This window comes from Brevibacterium rongguiense, assembly GCF_009857845.1.
Classification (GTDB): domain Bacteria; phylum Actinomycetota; class Actinomycetes; order Actinomycetales; family Brevibacteriaceae; genus Brevibacterium; species Brevibacterium rongguiense.
This window is the reverse complement of the sequence record NZ_WWEQ01000052.1, coordinates 1-21127: the sequence shown is the minus strand read 5'-3', so window position 1 is coordinate 21127 and position 21127 is coordinate 1. Positions and strand designations below refer to the sequence as shown.

General features: G+C 72.2%; 18 protein-coding genes. 10 read left to right on the top strand and 8 right to left on the bottom strand.

Features of this window, described 5'->3' with window-relative positions:
• Positions 1 to 704: 704 nt before the first annotated feature.
• From GSY69_RS10785 to GSY69_RS10775, 3 genes are all read left to right on the top strand, one after another.
• Positions 705 to 1457 carry an OBAP family protein gene (locus tag GSY69_RS10785; RefSeq protein ID WP_160953853.1) on the top strand — a complete coding sequence of 251 codons (753 nt, stop codon included), beginning with the start codon at positions 705 to 707 and terminating at the stop codon, positions 1455 to 1457.
• Between the two features lie 134 nt (positions 1458 to 1591).
• Positions 1592 to 1888, top strand: coding sequence for a DUF3311 domain-containing protein (locus GSY69_RS10780; RefSeq protein ID WP_160953852.1), 297 nt, complete (start codon positions 1592 to 1594; stop codon positions 1886 to 1888).
• Complete coding sequence (locus GSY69_RS10775; protein ID WP_160953851.1) at positions 1885 to 3438, top strand: sodium:solute symporter family protein; 1554 nt, start codon at positions 1885 to 1887, stop codon at positions 3436 to 3438. The genes GSY69_RS10780 and GSY69_RS10775 overlap by 4 nt, the downstream gene beginning before the upstream one ends.
• A 290-nt stretch (positions 3439 to 3728) precedes the next feature.
• Here GSY69_RS10775 and GSY69_RS10770 read toward each other — a convergent pair whose 3' ends face one another.
• Positions 3729 to 4379, bottom strand: coding sequence for a VOC family protein (locus GSY69_RS10770; protein ID WP_160953850.1), 651 nt, complete (start codon positions 4377 to 4379; stop codon positions 3729 to 3731).
• Positions 4380 to 4746: 367 nt separating this feature from the next.
• Between GSY69_RS10770 and GSY69_RS10765 the strand changes: the two genes are divergently transcribed.
• The 6 genes from GSY69_RS10765 to GSY69_RS10740 all read left to right on the top strand — a co-directional run bounded on the left by GSY69_RS10765 (position 4747) and on the right by GSY69_RS10740 (position 12281).
• Positions 4747 to 6615 (top strand): TIGR04028 family ABC transporter substrate-binding protein, encoded by a 1869-nt coding sequence (locus GSY69_RS10765; protein ID WP_160953849.1) that lies wholly within the window; start codon positions 4747 to 4749, stop codon positions 6613 to 6615.
• Positions 6612 to 7679, top strand: a complete 1068-nt coding sequence (locus GSY69_RS10760; protein ID WP_160953848.1) for an ABC transporter permease — start codon at positions 6612 to 6614, stop codon at positions 7677 to 7679. The genes GSY69_RS10765 and GSY69_RS10760 overlap by 4 nt, the downstream gene beginning before the upstream one ends.
• Positions 7676 to 8479, top strand: a complete 804-nt coding sequence (locus tag GSY69_RS10755) for an ABC transporter permease (protein WP_160953847.1) — start codon at positions 7676 to 7678, stop codon at positions 8477 to 8479. The genes GSY69_RS10760 and GSY69_RS10755 overlap by 4 nt, the downstream gene beginning before the upstream one ends.
• Positions 8476 to 10236 carry a dipeptide ABC transporter ATP-binding protein gene (locus GSY69_RS10750; protein ID WP_160953846.1) on the top strand — a complete coding sequence of 587 codons (1761 nt, stop codon included), beginning with the start codon at positions 8476 to 8478 and terminating at the stop codon, positions 10234 to 10236. Before GSY69_RS10755 ends, GSY69_RS10750 begins: the two co-directional genes overlap by 4 nt.
• 159 nt (positions 10237 to 10395) lie before the next feature.
• Positions 10396 to 11553: a MalY/PatB family protein gene (locus tag GSY69_RS10745; RefSeq protein ID WP_160953845.1), complete on the top strand. Its 1158-nt coding sequence runs from the start codon at positions 10396 to 10398 to the stop codon at positions 11551 to 11553.
• On the top strand, positions 11550 to 12281 hold the full coding sequence (locus GSY69_RS10740) for a YggS family pyridoxal phosphate-dependent enzyme (RefSeq protein WP_160953844.1): 732 nt from the start codon (positions 11550 to 11552) through the stop codon (positions 12279 to 12281). Before GSY69_RS10745 ends, GSY69_RS10740 begins: the two co-directional genes overlap by 4 nt.
• Before the next feature lie 130 nt (positions 12282 to 12411).
• Here GSY69_RS10740 and mmsB read toward each other — a convergent pair whose 3' ends face one another.
• The 3 genes from mmsB to GSY69_RS10725 form a co-directional block, all read right to left on the bottom strand.
• Positions 12412 to 13335 carry a 3-hydroxyisobutyrate dehydrogenase gene (gene mmsB / locus GSY69_RS10735; RefSeq protein ID WP_328698853.1) on the bottom strand — a complete coding sequence of 308 codons (924 nt, stop codon included), beginning with the start codon at positions 13333 to 13335 and terminating at the stop codon, positions 12412 to 12414.
• 210 nt (positions 13336 to 13545) lie between these two features.
• On the bottom strand, positions 13546 to 13896 hold the full coding sequence (locus GSY69_RS10730) for a DUF202 domain-containing protein (protein ID WP_268525345.1): 351 nt from the start codon (positions 13894 to 13896) through the stop codon (positions 13546 to 13548).
• Complete coding sequence (locus GSY69_RS10725; protein WP_160953842.1) at positions 13893 to 14276, bottom strand: YidH family protein; 384 nt, start codon at positions 14274 to 14276, stop codon at positions 13893 to 13895. The genes GSY69_RS10730 and GSY69_RS10725 overlap by 4 nt, the downstream gene beginning before the upstream one ends.
• Before the next feature lie 130 nt (positions 14277 to 14406).
• Here GSY69_RS10725 and GSY69_RS10720 point away from each other — a divergent pair, with 130 nt between their 5' ends.
• Positions 14407 to 15354 (top strand): LysR family transcriptional regulator, encoded by a 948-nt coding sequence (locus GSY69_RS10720; RefSeq protein WP_160953841.1) that lies wholly within the window; start codon positions 14407 to 14409, stop codon positions 15352 to 15354.
• A 21-nt stretch (positions 15355 to 15375) separates the two neighbouring features.
• Here the strand turns inward: GSY69_RS10720 and GSY69_RS10715 are convergent, their stop codons facing one another.
• The 4 genes from GSY69_RS10715 to GSY69_RS10700 form a co-directional block, all read right to left on the bottom strand.
• Positions 15376 to 16476 (bottom strand): NAD(P)-dependent alcohol dehydrogenase, encoded by a 1101-nt coding sequence (locus tag GSY69_RS10715; RefSeq protein ID WP_160953840.1) that lies wholly within the window; start codon positions 16474 to 16476, stop codon positions 15376 to 15378.
• Between the two features lie 132 nt (positions 16477 to 16608).
• On the bottom strand, positions 16609 to 17358 hold the full coding sequence (locus GSY69_RS10710) for a 3-hydroxybutyrate dehydrogenase (protein ID WP_160953839.1): 750 nt from the start codon (positions 17356 to 17358) through the stop codon (positions 16609 to 16611).
• A gap of 125 nt (positions 17359 to 17483) precedes the next feature.
• Positions 17484 to 18827 carry an MFS transporter gene (locus GSY69_RS10705; RefSeq protein WP_160953838.1) on the bottom strand — a complete coding sequence of 448 codons (1344 nt, stop codon included), beginning with the start codon at positions 18825 to 18827 and terminating at the stop codon, positions 17484 to 17486.
• 234 nt (positions 18828 to 19061) lie between these two features.
• Positions 19062 to 21127 (bottom strand): cytochrome c oxidase assembly protein (locus tag GSY69_RS10700; RefSeq protein WP_328698852.1); only part of this gene is annotated, 2066 nt, incomplete at its 5' end.

Sequence of the window (21127 nt, the reverse complement as noted above, 5' to 3'; positions counted from 1 at the left end):
TATCACCGCCGCCGTCGACAGGCACGTCTGGGTCGATTGACCCCCATCGAATACGAGACCATCATGAACCCGGCCGTGAGCCTCGCGGCCTAACACCCCAACTGTCACCTAACGGTGCGGCAGTCCCTTGCCTTTGTTTTTTCCTTGCTCTACCCCGTATCCTTTGCCGTTACTTGGATTTACTCGGCGGTGCGCGAGTAGGCACTCTTGTGTTTCAGTGGCGCGCAATGTATTGGGGCCTTCGAGCGGTGGGATACCGCTCCGCAGAGATGAACCGATCGCGCGCCTTTCAACCGCATCGGTCGAGTTCCGCACCCCATCGCCATTTCGTGGACGCACCCGCGGAAAGGGAGGTACTTATCGGCGCGCTCGGCGTCTCGGTCGCCGGCTCCCTTGGGCGCAACGGAATCTGCACGGACAGACGTCGCCCGGACAAACGGTGGCGCTCGTCAACAGCGCAGTCACCCGGAGCGATATGGCGGCTTGGAATTTGATTGCTGCCGGAACCGCGGGGGTCGTACTCTTCCTGCTGCCCTACCCGCTGTCCTTGCTCGCGAGTTGGATGTGGGAGACCCGGCCATAGGACCCCAGCACTCAGCGGGGGGTATCCGCCTGACACGGAGCCTCCTCTCCACCAGCGCCCCTTCCCCCAACGCGCCGCCGGGACTAGCGTTGCGAGCCCGTCTCCTGCGATCGGAGCCCCCATGGCCGCCCGGACCCGCCTGATGACCGCCGCACTCGGCTTCGCCGCCGGGATCGGCACCGCCCTCGCCGCCGCTGGCGCCCGCCAGGCCGCCGCCGTCTTGACCGTGGGGCGGGGCCATCCGCCCCAGCACCGGCTGCTCGACGTCGCCTCCCGCCTCGTCCAGCGCAAGCTGCCCCTCGAGGCGATGAGCACCTACCTCAACGGCCTGCACATGTACGCCGATGAGACGGGCCGGCAGGTCGAGGCCGCCCACTTCTGCATCCACCTCGAGCACGACCTCCACCAGTGCGTGATCTTCGACCGCAATGCCCGCGACGCCCGGCTCATCGGCATCGAGTACATCATCAGCGCCGAGCGCTTCGCGGCGCTGCCGGAGGAGGAGAAGGCGCTGTGGCACAGCCACCACTACGAGGTGAAATCCGGGATCCTCACCGCCCCGGGGGTGCCGGCGATCGCCGAGCACGCCTACTTCTCCGATCTCATCTCCACCTACGGCAAGACGTTCCACACGTGGCAGTACGACCGCGACGACTTCCCGTACGGACCGCCCCAGCTCATGATGGGCTTCACCGCCGACGGCCAGGCCCGCCCCGACCTCGTGGCCGCCCGCGATGAGCGCGTCGGGGTCTCCACAGCCGCCAACCGCGAGCGCCGCCGCGACCTCCCCACCCCGCGAGTCGCACCGGAGGCCAACGCCTGGGAGACCGGCCGCACCGCGCAGACGCGCCTCGTGCAGGTGGATGTGACCTGAGCTCGCTGTGACCTCAGGGTGCTGTGACCTGAGGGCTCTGTGACCTCAGGGCGGCCCACTTCGCGGAACCGGTGCGCTCACCGGGCGGGATGCCCATACACTCGGCGCAGTCCCGACGATCCCAGGAGCAGACCATGAGCACACCCGCGCCCGACCAGCACTCACCTCGGCGGCGGTGGTCGCTGCTGCTCCTGCTGGTGCCGGTGGCCCTGTTCGTCCTGACCCCGGTGGTGGCGAACACGGTCCAGCCGCGCATCCTCGGGATGCCGTTCATGCTCGCCTACATCATCGGCGCCACCATCGCGACGTGGCTGTTCGTGTGGCTGGCCGCCCGCTTCGACCACCGCTACCGGGGCAACGAGGCGGAGTACGTGCCCGTCGACCACGCCTTCCACGGCGTGCACCACACGGGCGAGGAGGAGCTGTCGTGAGCGGGCCCGCGCTGATCGCGACGATCATCTTCGGCCTCGCCATGCTCGCCACCATCGGGATCGGCGTCTACTCCGGCATGGGCCGGGAGAAGTCGCTCGACGAGTGGTCGGTCTCCGGGCGCGGCCTGGGCCTGCTCTTCGTCGTCCTGCTCATGGCCGGCGAGACGTACACGAGCTTCTCGTTCCTCGGCACCGCCGGCTGGTCCTACAAGTACGGCGTGCCGATCTTCTACCTCATCGCCTACCTGTCCGTGGGCCTCGTCGCGGCCTACCTCTTCGCACCCGCGCTGTGGACGTACGCGGCCCGCCACCGCCTCGTGAGCCTCTCCGACGTCGTCGAGCACCGGTTCCAGTCGCGCGGCCTGGGCATCCTCGCCGCGGTGCTCGCCTCGATCTTCGTCATCCCCTACATCCAGGTGCAGATCCAGGGCATGGGCGCGGTGGTCAACGCGATGTCCTACGGCGCCATCGACCTCAAGGTCGCGGCGATCGTCAGCTTCATCGTCGCGGAGGTCTTCATCCTCGTCTCGGGCCTGCGCGGGTCCGCTTGGGTGAGCGTGCTCAAGGACGGCCTCGTCGTCATCGCGATCGTCTTCCTCGCCATCTACGTGCCGCTGCACTACTTCAGCGGCGTGGGCGAGCTGCTCGACCGGATGGTGGCGGAGAAGCCGCAGTGGCTGACGTTCCCCGGCGCGGGGTCCGGGGTCTACGGCGGCACGTGGTTCGTCTCGACGCTGCTGCTCAACGGCATCACGATCACGATCTTCCCCACCTCGATCGCGGGCTACTTCAGCTCGCAGTCGGCCAACGCGCTGCGGCGCAACTCGATCATCCTGCCCTGGTACCAGCTGCTCCTGCTCGTGCCGATGATGATCGGCTGCGCCGCCCTGTTCGTCGTCCCGGCGCTCGCAGACGCGGACCTGGCGCTCTTCTCCGTCGTCATCGACTCGCTGCCGGCGCCGCTCGTCGCGATCATCGGGGTGGCGGGCGCGCTCAGCGCGATCGTGCCCATGAGCGTCTACATGCTCTCGATCGGCACGATGTGGGGCCGCACGATCCTGGGCGGTGGGCTCGCCCAGCAGAACGCCCGCACCGACGAGGCGCACCTGAGCCCCGAGCAGCGCCGGGCCTCCGCCGCCGAGCGCGCCGGCCTGGGCGCCCGCCAGCGCCGCCTCTCGCAGTGGGTCTGCCTCATCGCCGGAGCGCTCGCGCTGGCCGGCAGCCTGCTGCTGCCCAACGCGCTCGTCTCCCTGTCCGTGCTCTCCTACGAGGGTCTGGCGCAGCTGGTCCCGGCCGCGCTGCTGAGCCTGTACTGGCCGCGCATGAGCAAGCAGGCCGCGGCCGCCGGCCTCATCGTGGGCTCCGTGCTCATGGTCGTCTTGCACTACACGGGCAACGACCCGCTGCTGGGCGTCAACGGCGGCGTGTGGGCGGTGGCGGTCAACGCGATCATCGTGTGGGCCGTGTCCATGGCCAAGCCGGACCCGCGCTGGCGCCGCGACTGGCGCACCGCCTCCGCTGAGCAGGCGCCCGCCGCCGTGCGCAGCTGAGCCCGCGCAGCCCAGTCCGCCGCCGAGGCGCGGGCTGGGCTGCGCTTCGGCGCGGGCCGGGGCGGGCCGGTCTGGCGCTGCATCAGTGAGCCGGCGGGACGATTGGCCCAGTGGGTCGAGGGCCAGCGGCAGGGCGGACGCAGCCAGGCGGGGCTGCCAAGCGCGGGCCGGCGGCGGGCTCGCCTCGCCGGGCCGTGCCTCTGTCGGTTTTCCAGCCGTGCCCCAGTCCGGTTCGGGGCCGCGCCCCTACCGGGCTCCCAGCCGCGCTCCAGCCCGTTCGCGACCGTGCCTCAGCCCAGTTCGAACTCGCCGTGCGGCCCGTGGGCCCGCAGCCGCAGCGCCCACGTCGGCCCCTGCTCCACCGTGGTCTCCGCGCCGAGCGCGCGCAGCCCCGCGGCGGCGGCCTCCGGCTCGGGGCCGATGACCGCCAGCTCGTCGAGCACGATGTCCGCGTCGAGGGAACGGGCGGGGTGCTTCGAGGCACCCCAGTCGATGAGGAAGGGCTGCGCGCCGCCGCGGGGCAGCGGGACACGGCGGGTCAGGCGCCATTCGAGCAGCTCGCCCTCGGCGGTGCGGCGCGACATCGCCGCGATATCGCCCAGGTCCACGCCGGCCGCGCGCGCCTGCGCGACCTGGCCGTCGAAGTCGAGCGGGTGGACGGCCCACGTGCGCACCTCGAGCCCGGTCGACAGGTGCGCGTCGAGGGGCAGCGGGGACCGGGGCGGCTGCTGCGGATCGGGGCCCAGCAGCTCGATGTAGGTGAGGGCGCCCTCGGCGAAGCCGGCGGGCTGGAGGCCCACGAGCTGATTGGCCGTGCCCGCCCCCGTGTGGGCGCCGCCCGGGAACGGGCGCACGCCGGTGAGGTCGGCGAACTCCTCGGCGCCGGCCGGCAGGTCCGGCACGGTGATGACAATGTGGTCGAGCGCGGCGGGGAGGGGCACGGGATTCCTTCGCGGGGTCGGCCGCGCCGCGTGCGGCGCGGCGGCGCTGGGCGCCGGCGGGCCCCTCCACTCTAGCGACGGCCGGCCGCCGGGCGCCCCTCCCGGTGCCGTCCGCTTCGTCACATGCGCGACCCACCACCGGGCGGCGTCACACGGCGCAACAGCGCGCGGCGCGTTTTGACGCCGGGCACGCCGGTGGACTTAACTGCATAGCGTGAGTGAGCGAGCCCAGTCCTTCCGTGCGTGGCAGCGCCTGCACGTGGACCTGGGGCGCACGCGCAGCGCGCTCTGAGTCGGCGGACGCCGCACCCCCGCCCCCAGCAGCCCTGCCACCAGCGAAGAGGCCCCGCCCCATGGTCACGCTCACATGAGCCGCCCGCACACCCCCGCCCACACCGCAGACCCCGGCGAGCCCGCCCCTCGGCGCGCGGCCGCGCGCCACGGTGCCCCTGCCGACCGCGGCACACCAGCCGGTCGCGGAACCCTTGCCAGCCGCGGTCCCCTGGCCGGCCACAGCACCCTGGCCGGCCACAGCACCCCAGCCAGCCACAGCGCCCTGGCCCGCCGCAGCGTCCTGGGCCTGGGCCTCGGCGCGGGCTCCGCACTCGCCCTGAGCGCCTGCGCGCGCCCGGACACGGACCCGGCCGAGGGCGGCAGCCCGCTCACCGGCGGGGTGCTCGTCTACTTCGACCCGCAGGCGTGGCAGACGCTCTACCCGCCCCAGGTGGGCTTCTACCCCAACGGCGGGATCATGAACAACATCGCCGACCGCCTGCTGTGGCAGGACCCGTCCACCCTCGAACTCCACCCGTGGATCGCCGAGTCCCTGCCGCAGATCAACGACGATGCCACCGCCTTCACGTTCCGCCTGCGCCCCGGCGTCACCCACTCGGACGGCTCTCCGCTCGACGCCGCCAACGTCAAGCGCAACATGGACCTCTACGGCCTGGGCGACGACAAGCGCCAGCTGCCGCCCTCGGAGCAGATCAGCAACTACGTGAGCGGCGAGGTGTTGGACTCCCGCACCGTCCGCTTCCGCTTCTCCGCCCCCTCACCCGGCTTCGCGCAGGCCGTGTCCGTCATGAACGCGGGCCTGCTGTCGAACGCGACGCTGACCCGCGACAGCCAGGGCTTCGGGCCGGGCAGCGCGGACCGGATCATCGCCTCGGGCCCCTTCGTCGTCGAGTCCGAGGAGCTGGGCACCAGGCTGCGCCTGCGCGCCCGCACGGACTACGACTGGGCCCCGCCGCACCTGCCCCACCAGGGCAGACCGTACCTGGACGGCGTGGAGATCATCGTCGGCACCGAGTACTCCGTGCGCGTGGGCGCCCTGGTGTCCGGACAGGCCGACGCGATCCGCCAGGTCGATGCGCCGGACGAGGCGCGCCTGACCGAGCGCGGGCTGCGCATCGTCGCCGCGGCGACGAACGGCGTGACGAACAGCATCGCGATGCGCTTCCCCCACCCCCTGCTGTCCGATCAGCGGGTGCGCGAGGCGCTCATCGCGGCCGTCGACCGTAAGCGGATCCTCACGAAGCTCTTCACGGACAACTACCCGCTGGCCACGGGAATCCTCGCCCACTCCGCCCAGGGCTACAAGCGCTTCGACGGCGCCTGGCGCCACGACCCCGCGCAGGCGGGCCGGCTGCTCGACGCCGCCGGCTGGGCCCGCGACGGCGGCGCCACCCGCGTGAAGGACGGCGCGGCCCTTGCCCTGCGCGTCAACGACGCGCTGCCCCAGCCCCGGTCCAAGGAGGTCATGACGCTCGTCCAGGAGGACCTCGCGAAGGTGGGCATCGCGCTGTCGATCAACCCCGGGGACATGGCCACGCAGGACGCGGACGCGCTGAGCCTCGAGCGCATCCAGCTCTACCACTCGATGGTGGGGCGGGCGGACTTCGACGTCATCAAGAGCCAGTTCGCCGGGACCCGCCGCAACGCGCTGCTCAACTACGACGCGGACACGAAGAAGTACCGCGATCCGCAGCTGGAGAAGCTGCTCGACCGCGTCTCGAGCGAACCGCAGGAGGCCGGCCGCCGAGGCGCCAGCTGGGCGGTGCAGGACCGGCTCGTCGACCGCGCCCTCGTCCTGCCGCTGTTCGAGGAGCCGCAGGTCTACGGCTTCCGCCGGCGCGTGCGCGGCTTCGCCTGCGAGGCCGTGGGCCGCCCAGCCTTCTACGACACCTGGCTCGCCGATGCCGGCGAGCGCGCCCAGAACGGGGGGCCGCGCCGATGAGCCGCACCCGTCCGCCCGCCCTGAGCTGGCGCTATGCGCTCAACCGCGTGGGCCAGGCGCTCCTCGTCCTCGCCATCGCCTTCACCCTGGCCAGCGTGCTGCTGGCCATCCTGCCGGGCGATGCGATCATGGCCCGCTACGCGAACCCGGAGCTCGCTCTCTCACCCGACCAGATCGAGGCGATCCGCGTTCAGTCGGGCGCCGACCGCGGCTGGTTCGCCCAGTACCTCACGACGCTGGCCGGCTTCCTCACGGGCGACTTCGGCTACTCGGTGGCCTCGGGCGCGGCGGTCTCCGACCTGTTCGCAGCGGCCGTGCCGGCCACGCTCGCCCTCGCCGCCGTTGGCCTCGCCGCCGCGGTGCTCGCGGCCGTGGCCATCGCGCTGCTTGCCACGTTCGGCCGCCAGCGCTGGCTGCGGGCCGTCTTCGACGCCGTGCCCAGCCTCTTCATCTCCGTGCCCGCGTTCTGGCTGGGCATCGTGCTCATCCAGGTGTTCTCATTCCAGCTCGGCTGGGTCTCCGTGGTCGATCCCTCCCCCGCCGAGGCGCTGGTGCTGCCCGCGCTCACGCTCATGGTCCCGCTGTCCGCCCCGCTGGCCCAGGTGCTCATCCGCTCGATCGACGAGGTGCGCGCCCAGCCGTTCGTGCGCGTCACGCGCGCCAAAGGGGCCTCGGACGGCTGGCTGCTCATCCACGCGATCGCCCGCAATGCGGCGCTGCCGGCGCTCACGATGGCCGGGCTGACGTTCGGCGAGCTCGTGGGCGGGGCGGTGGTCACGGAGACGGTCTTCGGCCGCACCGGCATCGGCCAGCTGACCTCGCAGGCCGTGGCGAACCGCGACAACCCCGTCCTGCTGGCCGTCGTCGTCGTCTCCACCGCCGCGTTCGTCCTCGTCAACCTCGCGATCGACCTGCTCTACCCGGTCATCGACGTGCGCCTGCGCACCTCCCCCGGGGACCGCGGGGCCCCCGGAAACCAAGGCGGCCACTCCCTGCGCGCTGCCAGCGGCCAGGCCGACGCACCGGCCACCGCGCCCGCTGACCGGCAGGAGGCCGGCGCATGAGGCGCCGCCACATCCGCCCGCTCACGCTGGCCGCCGCCGCGGTCATCGCCCTCGTCATCGCCTGGGCGCTCGCCCCCGGCCTGTTCACCCGCCAGGACCCGAACGACGGCGGCACCACCGCGGCGCTCCTCGCCCCCAGCGGGGCGCACTGGTTCGGCACGGACGAGATCGGCCGCGACGTCTTCGCCCGCATGGTCTACGGGGCCTCGCACTCGCTGCTCGCCGCGCTCATCGCCGTGGGCGTGGGACTCGTGGTCGGGACGGCGCTGGGCCTCATCGCCGGTTCGCGGCGCGGGTGGGCCGAGGACGTCATCATGCGCGCCGTGGACGTGCTGCTCTCCATCCCGGCGCTGCTGCTCAGCCTCACCATCGTCATCATCCTGGGCTTCGGCACCGTCAACGCCGCGATCGCCGTGGGCGTCACGGCGATCGCGCAGTTCGCGCGCCTGACCCGCTCCCAGGTGGTGCGCGTGAGCGGGGCCCCCTACGTGCAGGCCGCCTACGGGTCCGGGGCCGGCTACGGCTCCGTGCTGGTCCGGCACATCGTGCCCAACTCGCTCTCCCCCGTCCTGGCGCTGGCCGTGCTCCAGATCGGCTGGGCGATCCTGCAGATCTCCACGCTGGGCTTCCTGGGCTACGGCACGCCGCCGCCCACCCCCGAATGGGGCCTCATCATCGCCGAGGGCCGCAACTACGTGGCCACCTCCTGGTGGCTCACGGTCTTCCCCGGCCTCATCATCATGATCGTCGTGCTCGCCACCCACCGGCTGGGCACCGCACTCAGGCAGGTGAGCGCATGACCGGCGCAGCTTCCGCCCCGCACTCCACCCCGGGTGCCCACGCGGGTTCAGCCCCGGGTTCCTCCGCGGGCCTGCGCATCGCGGGCCTGAGCGTGGACTACCGCGACCGCGGCGGCGCCTGGCGACCCGCGCTGACCGACGTGGACCTGAGCGTCGAACCGGGTGCCATGACGGCGGTCGTCGGCGAGTCCGGGTCCGGCAAGACGACGACCGCGGCGGCCGTGATCGGCCTCCTGGCCGGCAACGGGCGGATCTCCGGCGGCTCGATCGAACTGGGCGGTGAGGAGCTCACCGCCCTGCGCCCCGCTCAGCTGGCGCGGGTCCGCGGCACCCGGATCGGCTATGTGCCCCAGGACCCGGGCACCTCGCTCAATCCACTGGCGACGATCGGCACCGCCGTGGCGGAGACCCTGCGGATCCACCGCCTCGCCACGCGCGCGCAGGCCCGCGAGCGGGCTCTCGAGCTGCTCGATCGGGTGGGCATCGACAGTCCCGAGCGCCGGATCGACCAGTACCCCCACGAACTGTCCGGGGGCATGCGCCAGCGGGCCCTCATCGCCGCGGCCATCGCCGCGCGGCCTGAGCTCATCGTCGCCGACGAGCCCACCTCGGCCCTCGACGTCACCGTCCAGCAGCGCATCCTCGACCTCCTCGACGACCTGCGCGCCGAGGGCACGGGCATCCTCCTCATCACCCACGACCTCGCGGTGGCCGGTGAGCGTGCGGACACCGTGGCGGTCATGCAACGCGGGCGGATCGTCGAATCCGGGCCGGCCGCCACCGTCCTCACCGCTCCCACCTGCGACTACACGCGCCGGCTGCTGCGCGATGCCCCCTCGCTCACCGCGTTCTCCCCGGACGGGCCGCAACCCGCCTCCCCCGCGCCCGAGGTGCGGCGCGAGTCCCGGCCGGCCCGCGCCTCGGGCGCGGTGGGCACCGGCAGCGCGGGCCGCGGGGCGAGCGCGGGTGAGGGCGCCCAAGCCGAGGAGCCGCTCCTGCGGGTCAGCGGCCTCACCCAGGTCTATGCGCGCGGCGCGGACGGGGCCGTGGCCGGTGTGGAGGACGTGTCCTTCGCGGTGCCGGCTGGCACGACCCACGGGATCGTGGGCGAGTCCGGGTCCGGCAAGTCGACGATCGCCGCCGTGCTCGCGGGCACGCTGGTCCCGCAGGCGGGCAGCGCCGTCGTCGCCGGGATCGATGCGGCGCGCGTGCCGCGCACCCGCCGTCGGGAGCTGCGCCGGGCCGTCCAGCTCGTCCACCAGAACCCCGCGAGCGCGCTCGACCCGATGTGGTCGGTGGGTGCCTCGATCGCGGAGCCGCTGCGCAGCTTCCGGATCGGTGCGCGCAGCGAGCGGGCGGCGCGGGTGCGCGAGGCGATGGAGATGGTGGCGCTGTCACCGGACCTGGCCGAGCGGCGCCCGCGCGAGCTCTCCGGCGGGCAGCTGCAGCGCGTGGCGATTGCGCGCGCATTCGCGGCCCGGCCGCAGCTCATCGTCTTCGACGAGGCGGTCTCCGCCCTCGACGTCACGGTCCAGGCCCAGATCCTGCGGCTGCTGGGCTCGCTCCAGGCCGAGCTGGGCCTGACCTACGTCTTCATCTCCCACGACCTCGCGGTGGTCCGGGGAATCGCCCAGAGCGTCTCCGTGCTCTCGCGCGGCCGGCAGGTCGAAGAGGGGCCCACCGCCCGGGTGTTCGACGACCCGCAGGATGCCTATACGCGCCGCCTCATCGCCGCGATCCCGCACCCGCTGGGCTAGGCCCGCGCAGGGGGCGGTGCGGCGGGGCTCGGCGCTGGGCCTCCTGGGCGTCGGCAAGGTGTCCGCGTGAGCCCGCGCGGACGGACTCGGGCGCTAGGCTCTGAGCGACGGGGCGGCACGCCCGCCCCAGCGAACCCCACGCGAACGAAGGAGCCGACCGTGACCGACCGCAACGCCATCACCCGCCAGCAGCTCGAGGAGCGCGCCAGCAAGAAGTGGTCGCAGTTCCCCGGGGCGATCGGCGCCTGGATCGCGGAGATGGACTTCCCCGTCGCCCAGCCCATCCGCGACTCCCTCGTGGACTTCGACGCTCGCGAGCTCTACGGCTACGCCCCGGACGCGGTGAAGGACGACATGCGCCGGGCCACCGCGGACTTCTACGCCCGCCGCTACGGGTGGGAGTTCGCCCCCGAGTACGTCGACACCGCCTCCGATGTGCTCTCCGGCATGGGCGCCGTGCTCGACCTGTTCAGTGAGCCGGGCAGCGCCGTCATCGTCCCCACGCCCAACTACATGCCCTTCTTCACGGTCCCCGGCCTGCACGGCCGCCGGATCATCCAGGTGCCCATGCTCCACGAGGCCGGCCAGTGGTCGTTCGACCTCGAGGGGATCGCGCGGGCGTTCGACGACGGCGCCGGCCTGCTCATTATGTGCAACCCGCACAATCCGATCGGCCGCGTCTACACCCGCGAGGAGCTGCTGGCCGTCTCCGAGGTCGTCGAGCGCAAGGGCGGGCGCGTCTTCTCCGATGAGATCCACGCTCCGCTGACCTACGAGGGCCGCCGGCACGTGCCCTACGCATCCGTCTCCCCTGCCGCGGCCGCCCACACGGTCACGGTCACCTCCGCCTCGAAGTCCTTCAACACCCCGGGGCTCAAGTGCGCGCAGATCATCTTCTCCAACGATGCGGACCTGGACGTGTGGAAGGCCAAGGGCCACTTCATCGCGGAGGGCGCCTCCACGCCGGGTATCCTCGCAGCGATCGCCGCCTATGACCGCGGCGGCGAGTGGCTGGCGGACACGATCGACTACCTGCAGGGCAACCGGGACGCCCTGGCCGACGATCTGGCCGAGCTCCTCCCGCAGGTGGGCTACGAGAAGCCGGAGGGCACCTACGTCGCGTGGCTGGACGTGCGCCGCCTGGGGATCCCCGGGAACCCGCAGCGCTTCTTCCTCGACTCCGCACGCGTGGCCACGACCGACGGTGAGCTGTGCGGGCGCGCCGGCGATGGCCACGTGCGCTTCAACATGGCGCTGCCGCGGCCCATTCTGCGCGAGGCCGTCGAGTCCATGGCCGCGGCCGTGGACGCGCTGTGAGCGAGGCGCCCCAGCCCGCCGTCGATGCCGCGCACATCCGCGCCAACCTCGACGACGTCGCCGCCCGGGCGGCCGCCGCAGCGCGCGCGGCCGGCCGGGAGCCCGGTGACGTTCGGATCCTGCTGGCGACGAAGACCCAGCCGGCTGAGGCGATCCGGGTGGCGATCGACCACGGATTCCCGCTCATCGGCGAGAACCGCGTGCAGGAGCTCACGGGCAAGGCCGAAGCGCTGGCCGACCTACCCCACGAGGCGCACCTCATCGGCCCGCTGCAGAAGAACAAGGTCAACCACGCGCTGCGGGAGGCCTCCTGCATCCAGTCGGTCGACAGCGCGGAACTGGCGGAGAAGATCCAGCGCCGCCTCGAGGCGGTCGATGGGCGGGTGGATGTCCTCGTCCAGGTCAACACGTCGCGGGAGGCTTCGAAGTCAGGGGTGGCGCCGGAGGGCGCACAGGGGCTCCTGGCCGCGCTGGCCCCACTCGACCGGCTGCGCGTGCGCGGCCTCATGACGATCGGCCTGCCGGGCAGCACGGAGGCGGAGATCCGCCCCAGCTATGCGCGGCTGCGAGAGCTGCGCGACGCGCTCATCGCCGACAGCGCCCTCGCCGCAGACGCGTGCGAGCTGTCGATGGGCATGAGCGGCGACTTCGAGCTCGCGATCGCCGAGGGCGCGACGATGGTCCGCGTGGGCTCGACGGTCTTCGGCGCGCGGCCCGCTCCGCGCTGAGTCTGGCGGGCGCCAGTGGGCGCGCACAGCTGGGCCGCGCTCGATCCACCCGCAATCCTGGGCCCTGCAGACCCCGGAGACGCAGAAGGCGCGGTGCGGGTCAGACCCGCACCGCGCCTCGGGAGCGGGCTCAGCCCTGCGGCAGGCCCTCCGCCTCCGGATCGATGTTCTTGATGAGCGCGGTGGTGTCGAGGCCGGCCAGGTCCTCGTCGATGAGCTTCTGCAGCTGCTCGTAGACGAGCGAGGCGGCGGGGAGGTCGACGCCCTTCGTCTTCGCGCCCTCGATCGCCAGGCCCACGTCCTTGTGCATGAGCATCGTGGAGAAGCCGGGCTGGAAGCCGTTGTTCGAGGCGGCCGTGTCGACGACCCCGGGCACCGGGTACCAGGTGCGCAGCGGCCAGGAATCGCCGGAGGAGACCTTCGCGATGTCGAAGAACGTCTTGGGCTCGAGCCCGAAGCGCTGGGCCAGGACCGCGCCCTCGACGACGCCCTGCAGGCTGATGGCCAGCTGCATGTTGTTCACGATCTTCGCCGCCTGGCCCGCTGCCTCGCCGCCGGCGTGGAAGATGTTGCCCGCCATCGGCTCGATGACCGGCTTGGCCCGCTCGAAGTCCTCGTCGGACCCGCCCACCATGAACGTCAGCGTCCCTGCCGCGGCACCGGTGACTCCGCCGGAGACGGGCGCATCGAGGAAGCGGAAGCCTGCTTCGCGGGCGGCCTTGTGCAGGGCGCGCGCGGAGTCGAAGTCGATCGTGGAGGAGTCGATGAGCAGCGTGGAGGCATCCGCGTGCTCGAGCACGCCGCCCGGATCCATGTGCACGGCCCGCGCGTGCTCGCCCTTGGGCAGCATCGTGAAGACGATGTCAGCACCGGCAACGGCCTCTGCGATCGAGCCGACGGCGTTGACGCCGCCCTCCTTGGCGGCCTCCACGGCCTCCGGCACCACGTCGTAGCCGTTGACGGTGTGGCCCGCGGCCACGAGGTTCTTCGTCATGGGGCGGCCCATGTTGCCCAGCCCGATCCAGCCGATGGTAGCCATGTGATCTCTCCTCACGTCTGCGCGCCGTCCGCTCTGACGGCGCCTCACGCCCCCACTGTATGCCGCACGTCACTCACCCACGCGCGGCGCCGGGGCCGAGTTGCGCACCGGCCGTGTGCACGCGCGCACCGGGCGGAGTGCACCGCCGCCCGCGGGGATACCCGGATCGCGGCCACGAGGCGCACCGGCAGTGCTGCGCATCGCACCCGGCCGCGCCACACCCGCTCAGTCGAACAAGGCGAGGAGCACCGCGCTGCTGCCGAATGCGGCGAGCACACCGGTCATGATCGCCACGCCCCACACATTGGCTCCCACCCGACCTCCCTCCACGCCGGCGGCATGCCGGTCGTAGCGGCGGCGCTGGGAGGCGAGGATCGCCAGGGCGGCGGCGACGAGGAGGCCGATGAGCGCGAGCACGGGTGCGCCGAAGTGGCCCATCCAGCGCAGGAGGACGGCCGTTGCCGCGCAGAAGGACACGACCGTGCGCCCCCACGCCAAGGAGGTCCGCTCGGGCTGCAGCCCGGGGTCATCGTGGGCGCGCACGGGGCTGGGCCCGCGTGCGGAGCCGGGGCTCACAGAAGGTCGGCCGCGAGGACCGCGGCGCAGGCAAGCACCGCGGCGGCGGAGAGCAGGGGCACGATCATCGGCACCGGCAGCGGCTTCTTCGTGCGCATCGCGCGCTCCACCCGCAGCCAGCGCACCGCGGCGCCCAGCGAGATGAGCACGCCCACCGCGATGACGAACACGGCGAGGAGCGTGCGCAGGCCATCGGAGAGCCCTGCCACGGGAAGCGCGTCGAGCGCCACACCGCCGGCCATGAAGGCCAGCGAGGTCCGGGTCCAGGCGAGGAATGTCCGCTCGTTGGCGAGGGTGAAGCGGGGATCGGGCTCCTCCCCCTCGGGCAGGAGGACACGGGCCAGGCGCGAGCGCTCGGAGGATTCAGCTGGCTCGGGCATTCGTCTCCTTGGGGCTGCGCGCGGCACGGGTGGCGCCAGGATACAAGTGCCCGCTGTGCGCGTCCCGCCCACCGGACGATGGTGTGCGCGCACGCGCAGGCATGTGCGGCGGCGCAGATAGACTCGTGCCATGCCCAGCCCTGCGGGCTCGCGCCCCGCATCCTCCAGCGCCCCGGTGAGCCCCGATGACCTGCTCACCCTCCTGGCCGTGGCCCGGTTGGGGAAATTCACGGCGGCCGCCGCGGCGCTCGGAGTGAATCACACGACGATCTCCCGGCGCATCGCCTCCTTGGAGAAGGCGGTGGCGGCGCGGGTGCTCGTCCAGTCGCCCGACGGCTGGGAGCTCACCGCCACGGGCAGCGCGCTCATCCCCGCCGCCGAGGCCGTCGAGGCGGCACTCGCCGGCGCCGTGCGCGCGGCCCGACCGGAGGCGTCGCCGGCGGACCCTGTGGTCGGCACGATCCGGCTCGCGGCCCCCGAGGGCTTCGTCGTCCACTACGCGCTGCCGGCACTGGCCCGTCTCCAGCGCTCCCACGCCGGGCTCCAGCTCGAGGTGCTCACCGCAACCCAGCGGGCCCGCCGCTACCGCTCCGGGGTCGACATCGAGGTGGTCGTCGGCCGACCGGACGCGCCCAACACCACCGTCCACCGCCTGCGCCGCTACGCCCTGGCGCTGTTCGCCGCCGCGGACTACCCGCTGGCGCTGCCGCAGGAACCGGCAGACATCGCCGGCCACCGGCTCGTCTACTACCCGGCCCACTCGCTGGGCGTCGACGGGCTGGAGAACGCGGCCGCCACCCTGCCCGAGCCGGCCGGTTTCCTCACCTCGAATTCGATCTCCGCCCAGGTGCGGGCCACACAGGAGGGCGCGGGCATCGGGCTGCTGCCCGTCTTCGCCGCCCGTGCGGCCGGCCTGGAGCGGGTGGTGCCGGAATTCTCCGTGCCCATGACCTACTGGGCGGCCGTCCGGCCCGAGGCGCTGCGCAGCGCCACCGTGGGCGCCGTGCTCGAGGCGCTGCGGGCACCGGAACCGGCCGCCGCCGACACCGCGCCCCGGCGGCGGGGCGCGGCCGGCTGAGCTCCGCTTCGACGCGCTCGCTCAGTACACGATGATCGGCTTGAGCGTCTCCCCCGACGCCGAGTCCGCGAAGGCCGCGTTGATGTCGTCGAATGCGTAGGTCTTCGTCAGGGCGTCGAACGGGAACGCCCCCCGCTCGTGGAGCGCGATCAGGCGCGGGATGAATTCCTTGGGCACTGCATCGCCCTCCACCACGGTCGACATGCTGACCCCGCGTACCAGGAGCGTGCCGATGTCGATGGGCGCCTCGGTCCCCATTCGGGCGGCGCCCACGAGGGCGCCGTGGCCGCGGATGCCCAGTGAGTTGGTCATCTGGGCGAAGACTGCGGGGACGCCCGTGGTGTCCAGGGCGTACTCCACCCCGCCGCCGGTGAGCTCCGCAATGGCACTCGCCGGGTCCTGCTCCTTCGAGTTCACGGTATGCGTTGCGCCGAGTCCTCGCGCAAACTCCAGCCGGCTGGGCACGATGTCGACCATGATGATCGTCGAGGCGCCGGCAGCTTTCGCCGCAAGCATCGCCGCCATCCCGACGGCCCCGGTCCCGAAGATCGCGATGGACGAACCGGGCTTGGGGGCCAGCACATTGAGCACAGCGCCGGCACCCGTCATGATGCCGCAGCCGAGCGGCCCCAGCAGGTCCAACGGCGCATCCTCGGCCACCTTCACGGTGCCGTGCGCCACCACGTTCGTGTGCTCGGCGAAGGAGGACTGCCCGAAGAAGTTCGAGCCGACGGCGGTCCCGTCGGCTGCCGTGAATGCGGTGCTGCCATCGGTGCGGCGCGCGGAGAAGTTGCGATCGTAGAAGTTCAGGCAGTACATCGGATGGCCCGCCAGGCACTGCTCGCACTCGCCGCAGAACGCGGGGCCCACGACGACGCGGTCGCCCACCTCGAGCCCCTGGACGGCCGACCCCACGGCCTCCACCACCCCGGCGCCCTCGTGGCCGAGCACCGCGGGCAGCGGAACCGGGTACCACTGGTCGCGGATGATGGCGTCCGTGTGGCAGACACCGGAGGCGACCATGCGGACCGTCACCTCGTCCGGGCGCGGCTCATCGAGCTCGAGCTCGCGGATTTCGAAGTCCTGCCCCGGCCCCAGTGCGACTGCTGCTCGTGTCTTCATGCCATGACTCTGCGCGCTCCGCCGTCATATGGCAAGGGGCGCATATGCAGCCGGCGCTCCAGCGCCGAACCAGGGGCTGCATCGACGGCGCTGCCGGCGGCGGTCTGTCGCCCCGGGCCGCCCGTGCTGCCGCTACGCCGCGCTCCAGCCCCCGTCGATCGAGTGCGCGGCGCCGTTGATGACGCCGGCCTCGTCGGAGGCGAGGAAGACGGCGAGTGCGGCGACCTCCGCGGGCTCCGGCAGCCGCTTGACGGCGGAGTGGCCCAGGAAGACCTGTTCGAGCACCTCGTCCTCGGCGATCCCCCGCGTCTTCGCCTGATCGGCGACCTGCGCCTCGACCAGCGGAGTCATGACGTAGCCCGGGTTGATGGCATTGCAGGTCACGCCCTTGGGCCCGGCCTCGAGCGCGGTGGTCTTCGTCAGACCCATGAGCCCGTGCTTGGCGGCCACGTAGGCGCTCTTGAACGCCGAGGCGCGCAGCCCGTGGACGGAGGAGACGTTGATGATCCGGCCGAAGCCGCGCTCGTACATCCCCGGCAGCACGGCCTTCGTGAGCGCGAAGGGCGCCTCGAGCATGAGCGTCATGATGAGCCGCCACTCCTCGAGCGGGAACTCCTCGATGGGGTGGATGCGCTGGATGCCCGCGTTGTTGATGAGGATGTCCGCCTCGATGCGCATCCCGTCGAGGGCCTGCGTATCGGAGAAGTCGACGGCCCACGCCTCACCGCCCACCGCCTGCGCGACGGCGGCCGCCCCGTCCGCGTCGATGTCTGCGACGACGACGTGGGCGCCCCGCTGCGCAAACGCCTCGGCCATCGCCCTGCCCAGGCCGGACGCGGCCCCCGTGATGAGGGCCCTGCGGCCCGCCAGCGTGTCAGTCATACCGCGAACCTAGCAGAGCGCAGGGCGCGCCCCCGCGATTGCGGGAGCGCGCCCTGCGCACGGTGCCAGCGGAGCCGGACCGGCACCTCGGCCGCGGTGATGGGCCGCCGAGGCGCTGGACCGGTCTACGCCTTGACCAGGCGCGACTCGTCGTCGAGCTTGTCGACGTCTGCCAGGGAGATGCCCTTCGTCTCCCGGGTGAAGAAGAGCGCCACCATGGAGATCGCGGCGGCGATGACGACGTACACGCCGATCGGCCACGTCGCGTTGAACGTGCCCAGCAGCCAGGTGGCGATGATGGGCGCCAGCGAGCCCGCGACGATCGCGGTCACCTGGTAGCCAATCGAGACGCCGGAGTACCGCATGCGGGTGGGGAACATCTCCGCCATGATGGCGGGCTGGCCCGCGTACATGAGCGCGTGGAAGATGAGGCCCAGCAGCATCGCGAGGAAGATGGTGAACGGCTGCTTCGTGTCGAACATGGGGAAGGCCATGAACGGCCACGTTGTGGACAGCACGATGCCGATGGCGTAGGGCAGCTTGCGGCCGACCCGGTCGGCCATTGCGCCGACGAGCGGCACGAGCACGGTCTCCACCGCGGTCGCCCCCATGAGCAGGCCCAGGATGGTGAAGCCCTTGAGCCCGTGGAGCGCCAGGTAGGTGATGGAGAATGTCACGACCAGGTAGTAGTGGATGTTCTCGATGAGCCGCAGGCCCATCGCGCAGAACACGCCGCGCGGGTAGCGCTTGAAGACCTCGATGACGCCGTAGCCGGCGGCGTCCTGCTCCACCTCCTGCTGAGCGAGGTGGAAGATGGGGGCGTCCTCGACCTTGCTGCGGATGTAGTAGCCGATGAGCACGATGACCGCGGAGAGCCAGAAGCCGATGCGCCAGCCCCACGACAGGAACTGCTGCTCGCTGAGCAGGCCCGACGACGCCCAGAGCACGGCGGTGGCGAGCAGGTTGCCCAGCGGCACGCCCACCTGCGGCCACGAGGCCCAGAACCCGCGCTTGTCGTTGGGCGAGTGCTCGGCGACGAGCAGGACGGCGCCGCCCCACTCGCCGCCCACCGCGAAGCCCTGCACGATGCGCATGAGGACGAGGAGCACGGGCGCCCACAGGCCGATCTGCGCGTAGGTGGGCAGGCAGCCCATGAGGAAGGTCGAGGCGCCCACCAGGATGATCGACAGCTGGAGGAGCTTCTTACGGCCCATCCGGTCGCCGAAGTGGCCGAAGACGATGCCGCCGATCGGCCGCGCGATGAAGCCCACGGCATAGGTCACGAAGCCCGCGAGGATGGGGGTGAGCGGATTGTCCGACGGCGGGAAGAGGATGTGGTTGAACACGAGCGACACGGCGGAGCCGTAGAGGAAGAACTCGTACCATTCGACCGTGGTGCCGGCGAGGGACGCGGCCACCACCTTGCGCAGCATCGACTTCGATGCCGGCTCGTAGATGTGCTGTGACATGTGGACTCCTTTGTACGTGCAGTCACGCGGAGATCCCGGCGGCGTGCGCGGCAGCCGCGGCGGTGCGCACAGCGATGTGCGCCGCGCCCGTGTGAGCTGCAGCACCCGCGAGGGAGCTTCACACAATATTGCACGCGCAGCCGCTCCGGCCGCGGCATTGAGCACTGCGATTCTGCAGATGCGGTGTGCGCCCGGTGTGCACCGCATGGGTGCGCACCGCCACCGAGGCGCGGGCTACCTCCGCTTGCCCAGGCGCGCGAGCATCTCGTTGTAGGCGCGCAGCTCGGCATCCCCGGAGCGGGCCTCCGCCCGATCCTTGCGCTTGGCCTCGCGGTCCGAGGAGCGCGACCACTGCACGGCCGCGCCGATCGCGAGGATGAGCGTGGGGAACTCCCCGATCCCCCAGGCGATGCCGCCTCCCAGCTGCTGGTCGTCGAGCGCACTCGACCACGGCTGGCCCATGTTGCCGTACCAGTCGCCCTCGATGAGCACGGTCGAGGACATGATCGAGATGCCGAAGAACGCATGGAACGTCATCGTCACCAGCAGCACGAGCAGGCGCACCGGGTAGGGGAAGCGCTTGGCGCCCGGGTCGATGCCGACGATCGACTGCGCGAACATGTACCCCGCGGCCAGGAAGTGCAGGAGCATGAGCTCGTGGCCGATGTGGGTGGTCAGCGCGTACTCCATGATCCCGGAGTAGTAGAAGACGATGAGGGAGCCCGCGAAGTTGATGGCCGCGACGATCGGATTGGCGAAGAACCGCAGCCAGTGGGAGTGGACGAGCACGAGCACCCACTCGCGCAGGCCTCGGGAGCCGTCGGTGCGCGGGTGCACGGCGCGCATGAGCAGGGTGATGGGCGCGGCGAACGCCATGGGCAGCGGGACGGCCATGACGATGAGCATGTGCTGGATCATGTGCCCGGAGAACAGCACCTGCCCGTAGACCACGGGACCGCCGCAGGTGACGTAGAAGAGGCCGGCCATGCCCAGGATCCAGCTGAGGGTGCGCAGCACCGGCCACCGGTCGCCGCGGCGGTGGAGGCGCACGGCGCCGGCCACGTAGAGCGCCACGGCGCCCACCGCGACGACCACCCACAGCGGGTCGACCGACCACTGGAGGAAGTAGTTCGCGCCGCTCGGCGCCGGCGGCAGCGGCTCGCCCGTGAGGATCTCCGCGGGGGTGGGGGCGCTGGGCGGCTCCTGGCTGACGGGCGGCTGCGAGCGCGAGAGCGCCACGCCCATCGCCATGACCGCGCCGAACAGCACGACCTCGGCCAGCACAAGGCGCCAGAACTCGGCGCGGGCGCCCGCGGCGGCGGCGAGGCGCCCGATGACGAAGCGCCGGTGCCAGTAGCCCACCGCCATGAGCAGCACGGTGAGGAGCAGCTTCGTGAGCACGAGCACGCCATAGCGGCTGCCCCAGTCGCCCAGCCCGTGGACCCGCAGGCCCGCGTTGACGAGGCCGGAGTAGACGATGACGAGCGCGCCCACGAGCGCGATCGCCGAATAGCGCCGGACGATGTCGGCGAGGTCCGCGCGCCCCGTCAGCCGGGGGGCGAGCAGGGCGAGGGCGAGCAGCCCGCCCATCCACAGGGTCACCGCGCCCAGGTGGAGGAGCAGGCTGTTGACGGCCTGGGTGTGCCCGCTCGCCTCGGAGGCGTGGCCCATGAGCGCCTGGGGGACCAACGAGACGACGGCGCAGGCGAAGGCCCACGCGATGCCCGTCCAGCTCCGCGAGGCGAAGACGACCATGGAGGTCACGACGGCGAGGAGGAGGATGAGCATCCACAGCCGGCCCGCGTCCACCGTGGCGATGTACTGGCCCAGCTGCGCGGAGAAGTCGCCCGCATAGGCCTGCGCGCCGGCGGCGTCGACGTAGGTGAAGACGAGCACTGCCGCCGCGGCGAGCGTCCACACGACGGAGGCGGCCTGGGCGATGGCCAGGGCGGCGCTCCAGGCGGGGTCGAGGGCGGGTGCCGCGGGCGGGGGCCCGCCGGCGGCGGCGCGCTCGGCACCGCGGCCCTTCCGCCTGCGACTGCGCGGGGTGCGCGGCAGTGCGAACAGGGCGAGGGCCAGCGCCCCGATGGTGAGCGCGGTGGCGGCGTTGAAGACGAAGAGCGCAGCCGGCAGGCCGAAGCGGGGCAGCGCACCGGGGTCCCCGATCGCCTGCTCGGCGGCGGCACCGGCGAACCCGAGCGCCCACCAGCCGGCGGCGATTGCGGCCAGGGCGAATGCCGGGACGGCGAGCCTGCGCAGCAGGCCCGCGGCGCGGAGCGCTGGCTCGGCCGGCGCCGGCG

Bases quoted from the DNA above. Each gene is read 5' to 3' on its own strand.
- GSY69_RS10785 (WP_160953853.1), top strand. From the start codon at position 705: ATGGCCGCCCGGACCCGCCTGATGACCGCCGCACTCGGCTTCGCCGCC.
- GSY69_RS10780 (WP_160953852.1), top strand. From the start codon at position 1,592: ATGAGCACACCCGCGCCCGACCAGCACTCACCTCGGCGGCGGTGGTCG.
- GSY69_RS10750 (WP_160953846.1), top strand. From the start codon at position 8,476: ATGACCGGCGCAGCTTCCGCCCCGCACTCCACCCCGGGTGCCCACGCG.
- GSY69_RS10725 (WP_160953842.1), bottom strand. From the start codon at position 14,276: ATGCCCGAGCCAGCTGAATCCTCCGAGCGCTCGCGCCTGGCCCGTGTC.
- GSY69_RS10720 (WP_160953841.1), top strand. From the start codon at position 14,407: ATGCCCAGCCCTGCGGGCTCGCGCCCCGCATCCTCCAGCGCCCCGGTG.
- GSY69_RS10755 (WP_160953847.1), top strand. From the start codon at position 7,676: ATGAGGCGCCGCCACATCCGCCCGCTCACGCTGGCCGCCGCCGCGGTC.
- GSY69_RS10705 (WP_160953838.1), bottom strand. From the start codon at position 18,827: ATGTCACAGCACATCTACGAGCCGGCATCGAAGTCGATGCTGCGCAAG.
- GSY69_RS10765 (WP_160953849.1), top strand. From the start codon at position 4,747: ATGAGCCGCCCGCACACCCCCGCCCACACCGCAGACCCCGGCGAGCCC.
- GSY69_RS10715 (WP_160953840.1), bottom strand. From the start codon at position 16,476: ATGAAGACACGAGCAGCAGTCGCACTGGGGCCGGGGCAGGACTTCGAA.
- GSY69_RS10760 (WP_160953848.1), top strand. From the start codon at position 6,612: ATGAGCCGCACCCGTCCGCCCGCCCTGAGCTGGCGCTATGCGCTCAAC.
- GSY69_RS10710 (WP_160953839.1), bottom strand. From the start codon at position 17,358: ATGACTGACACGCTGGCGGGCCGCAGGGCCCTCATCACGGGGGCCGCG.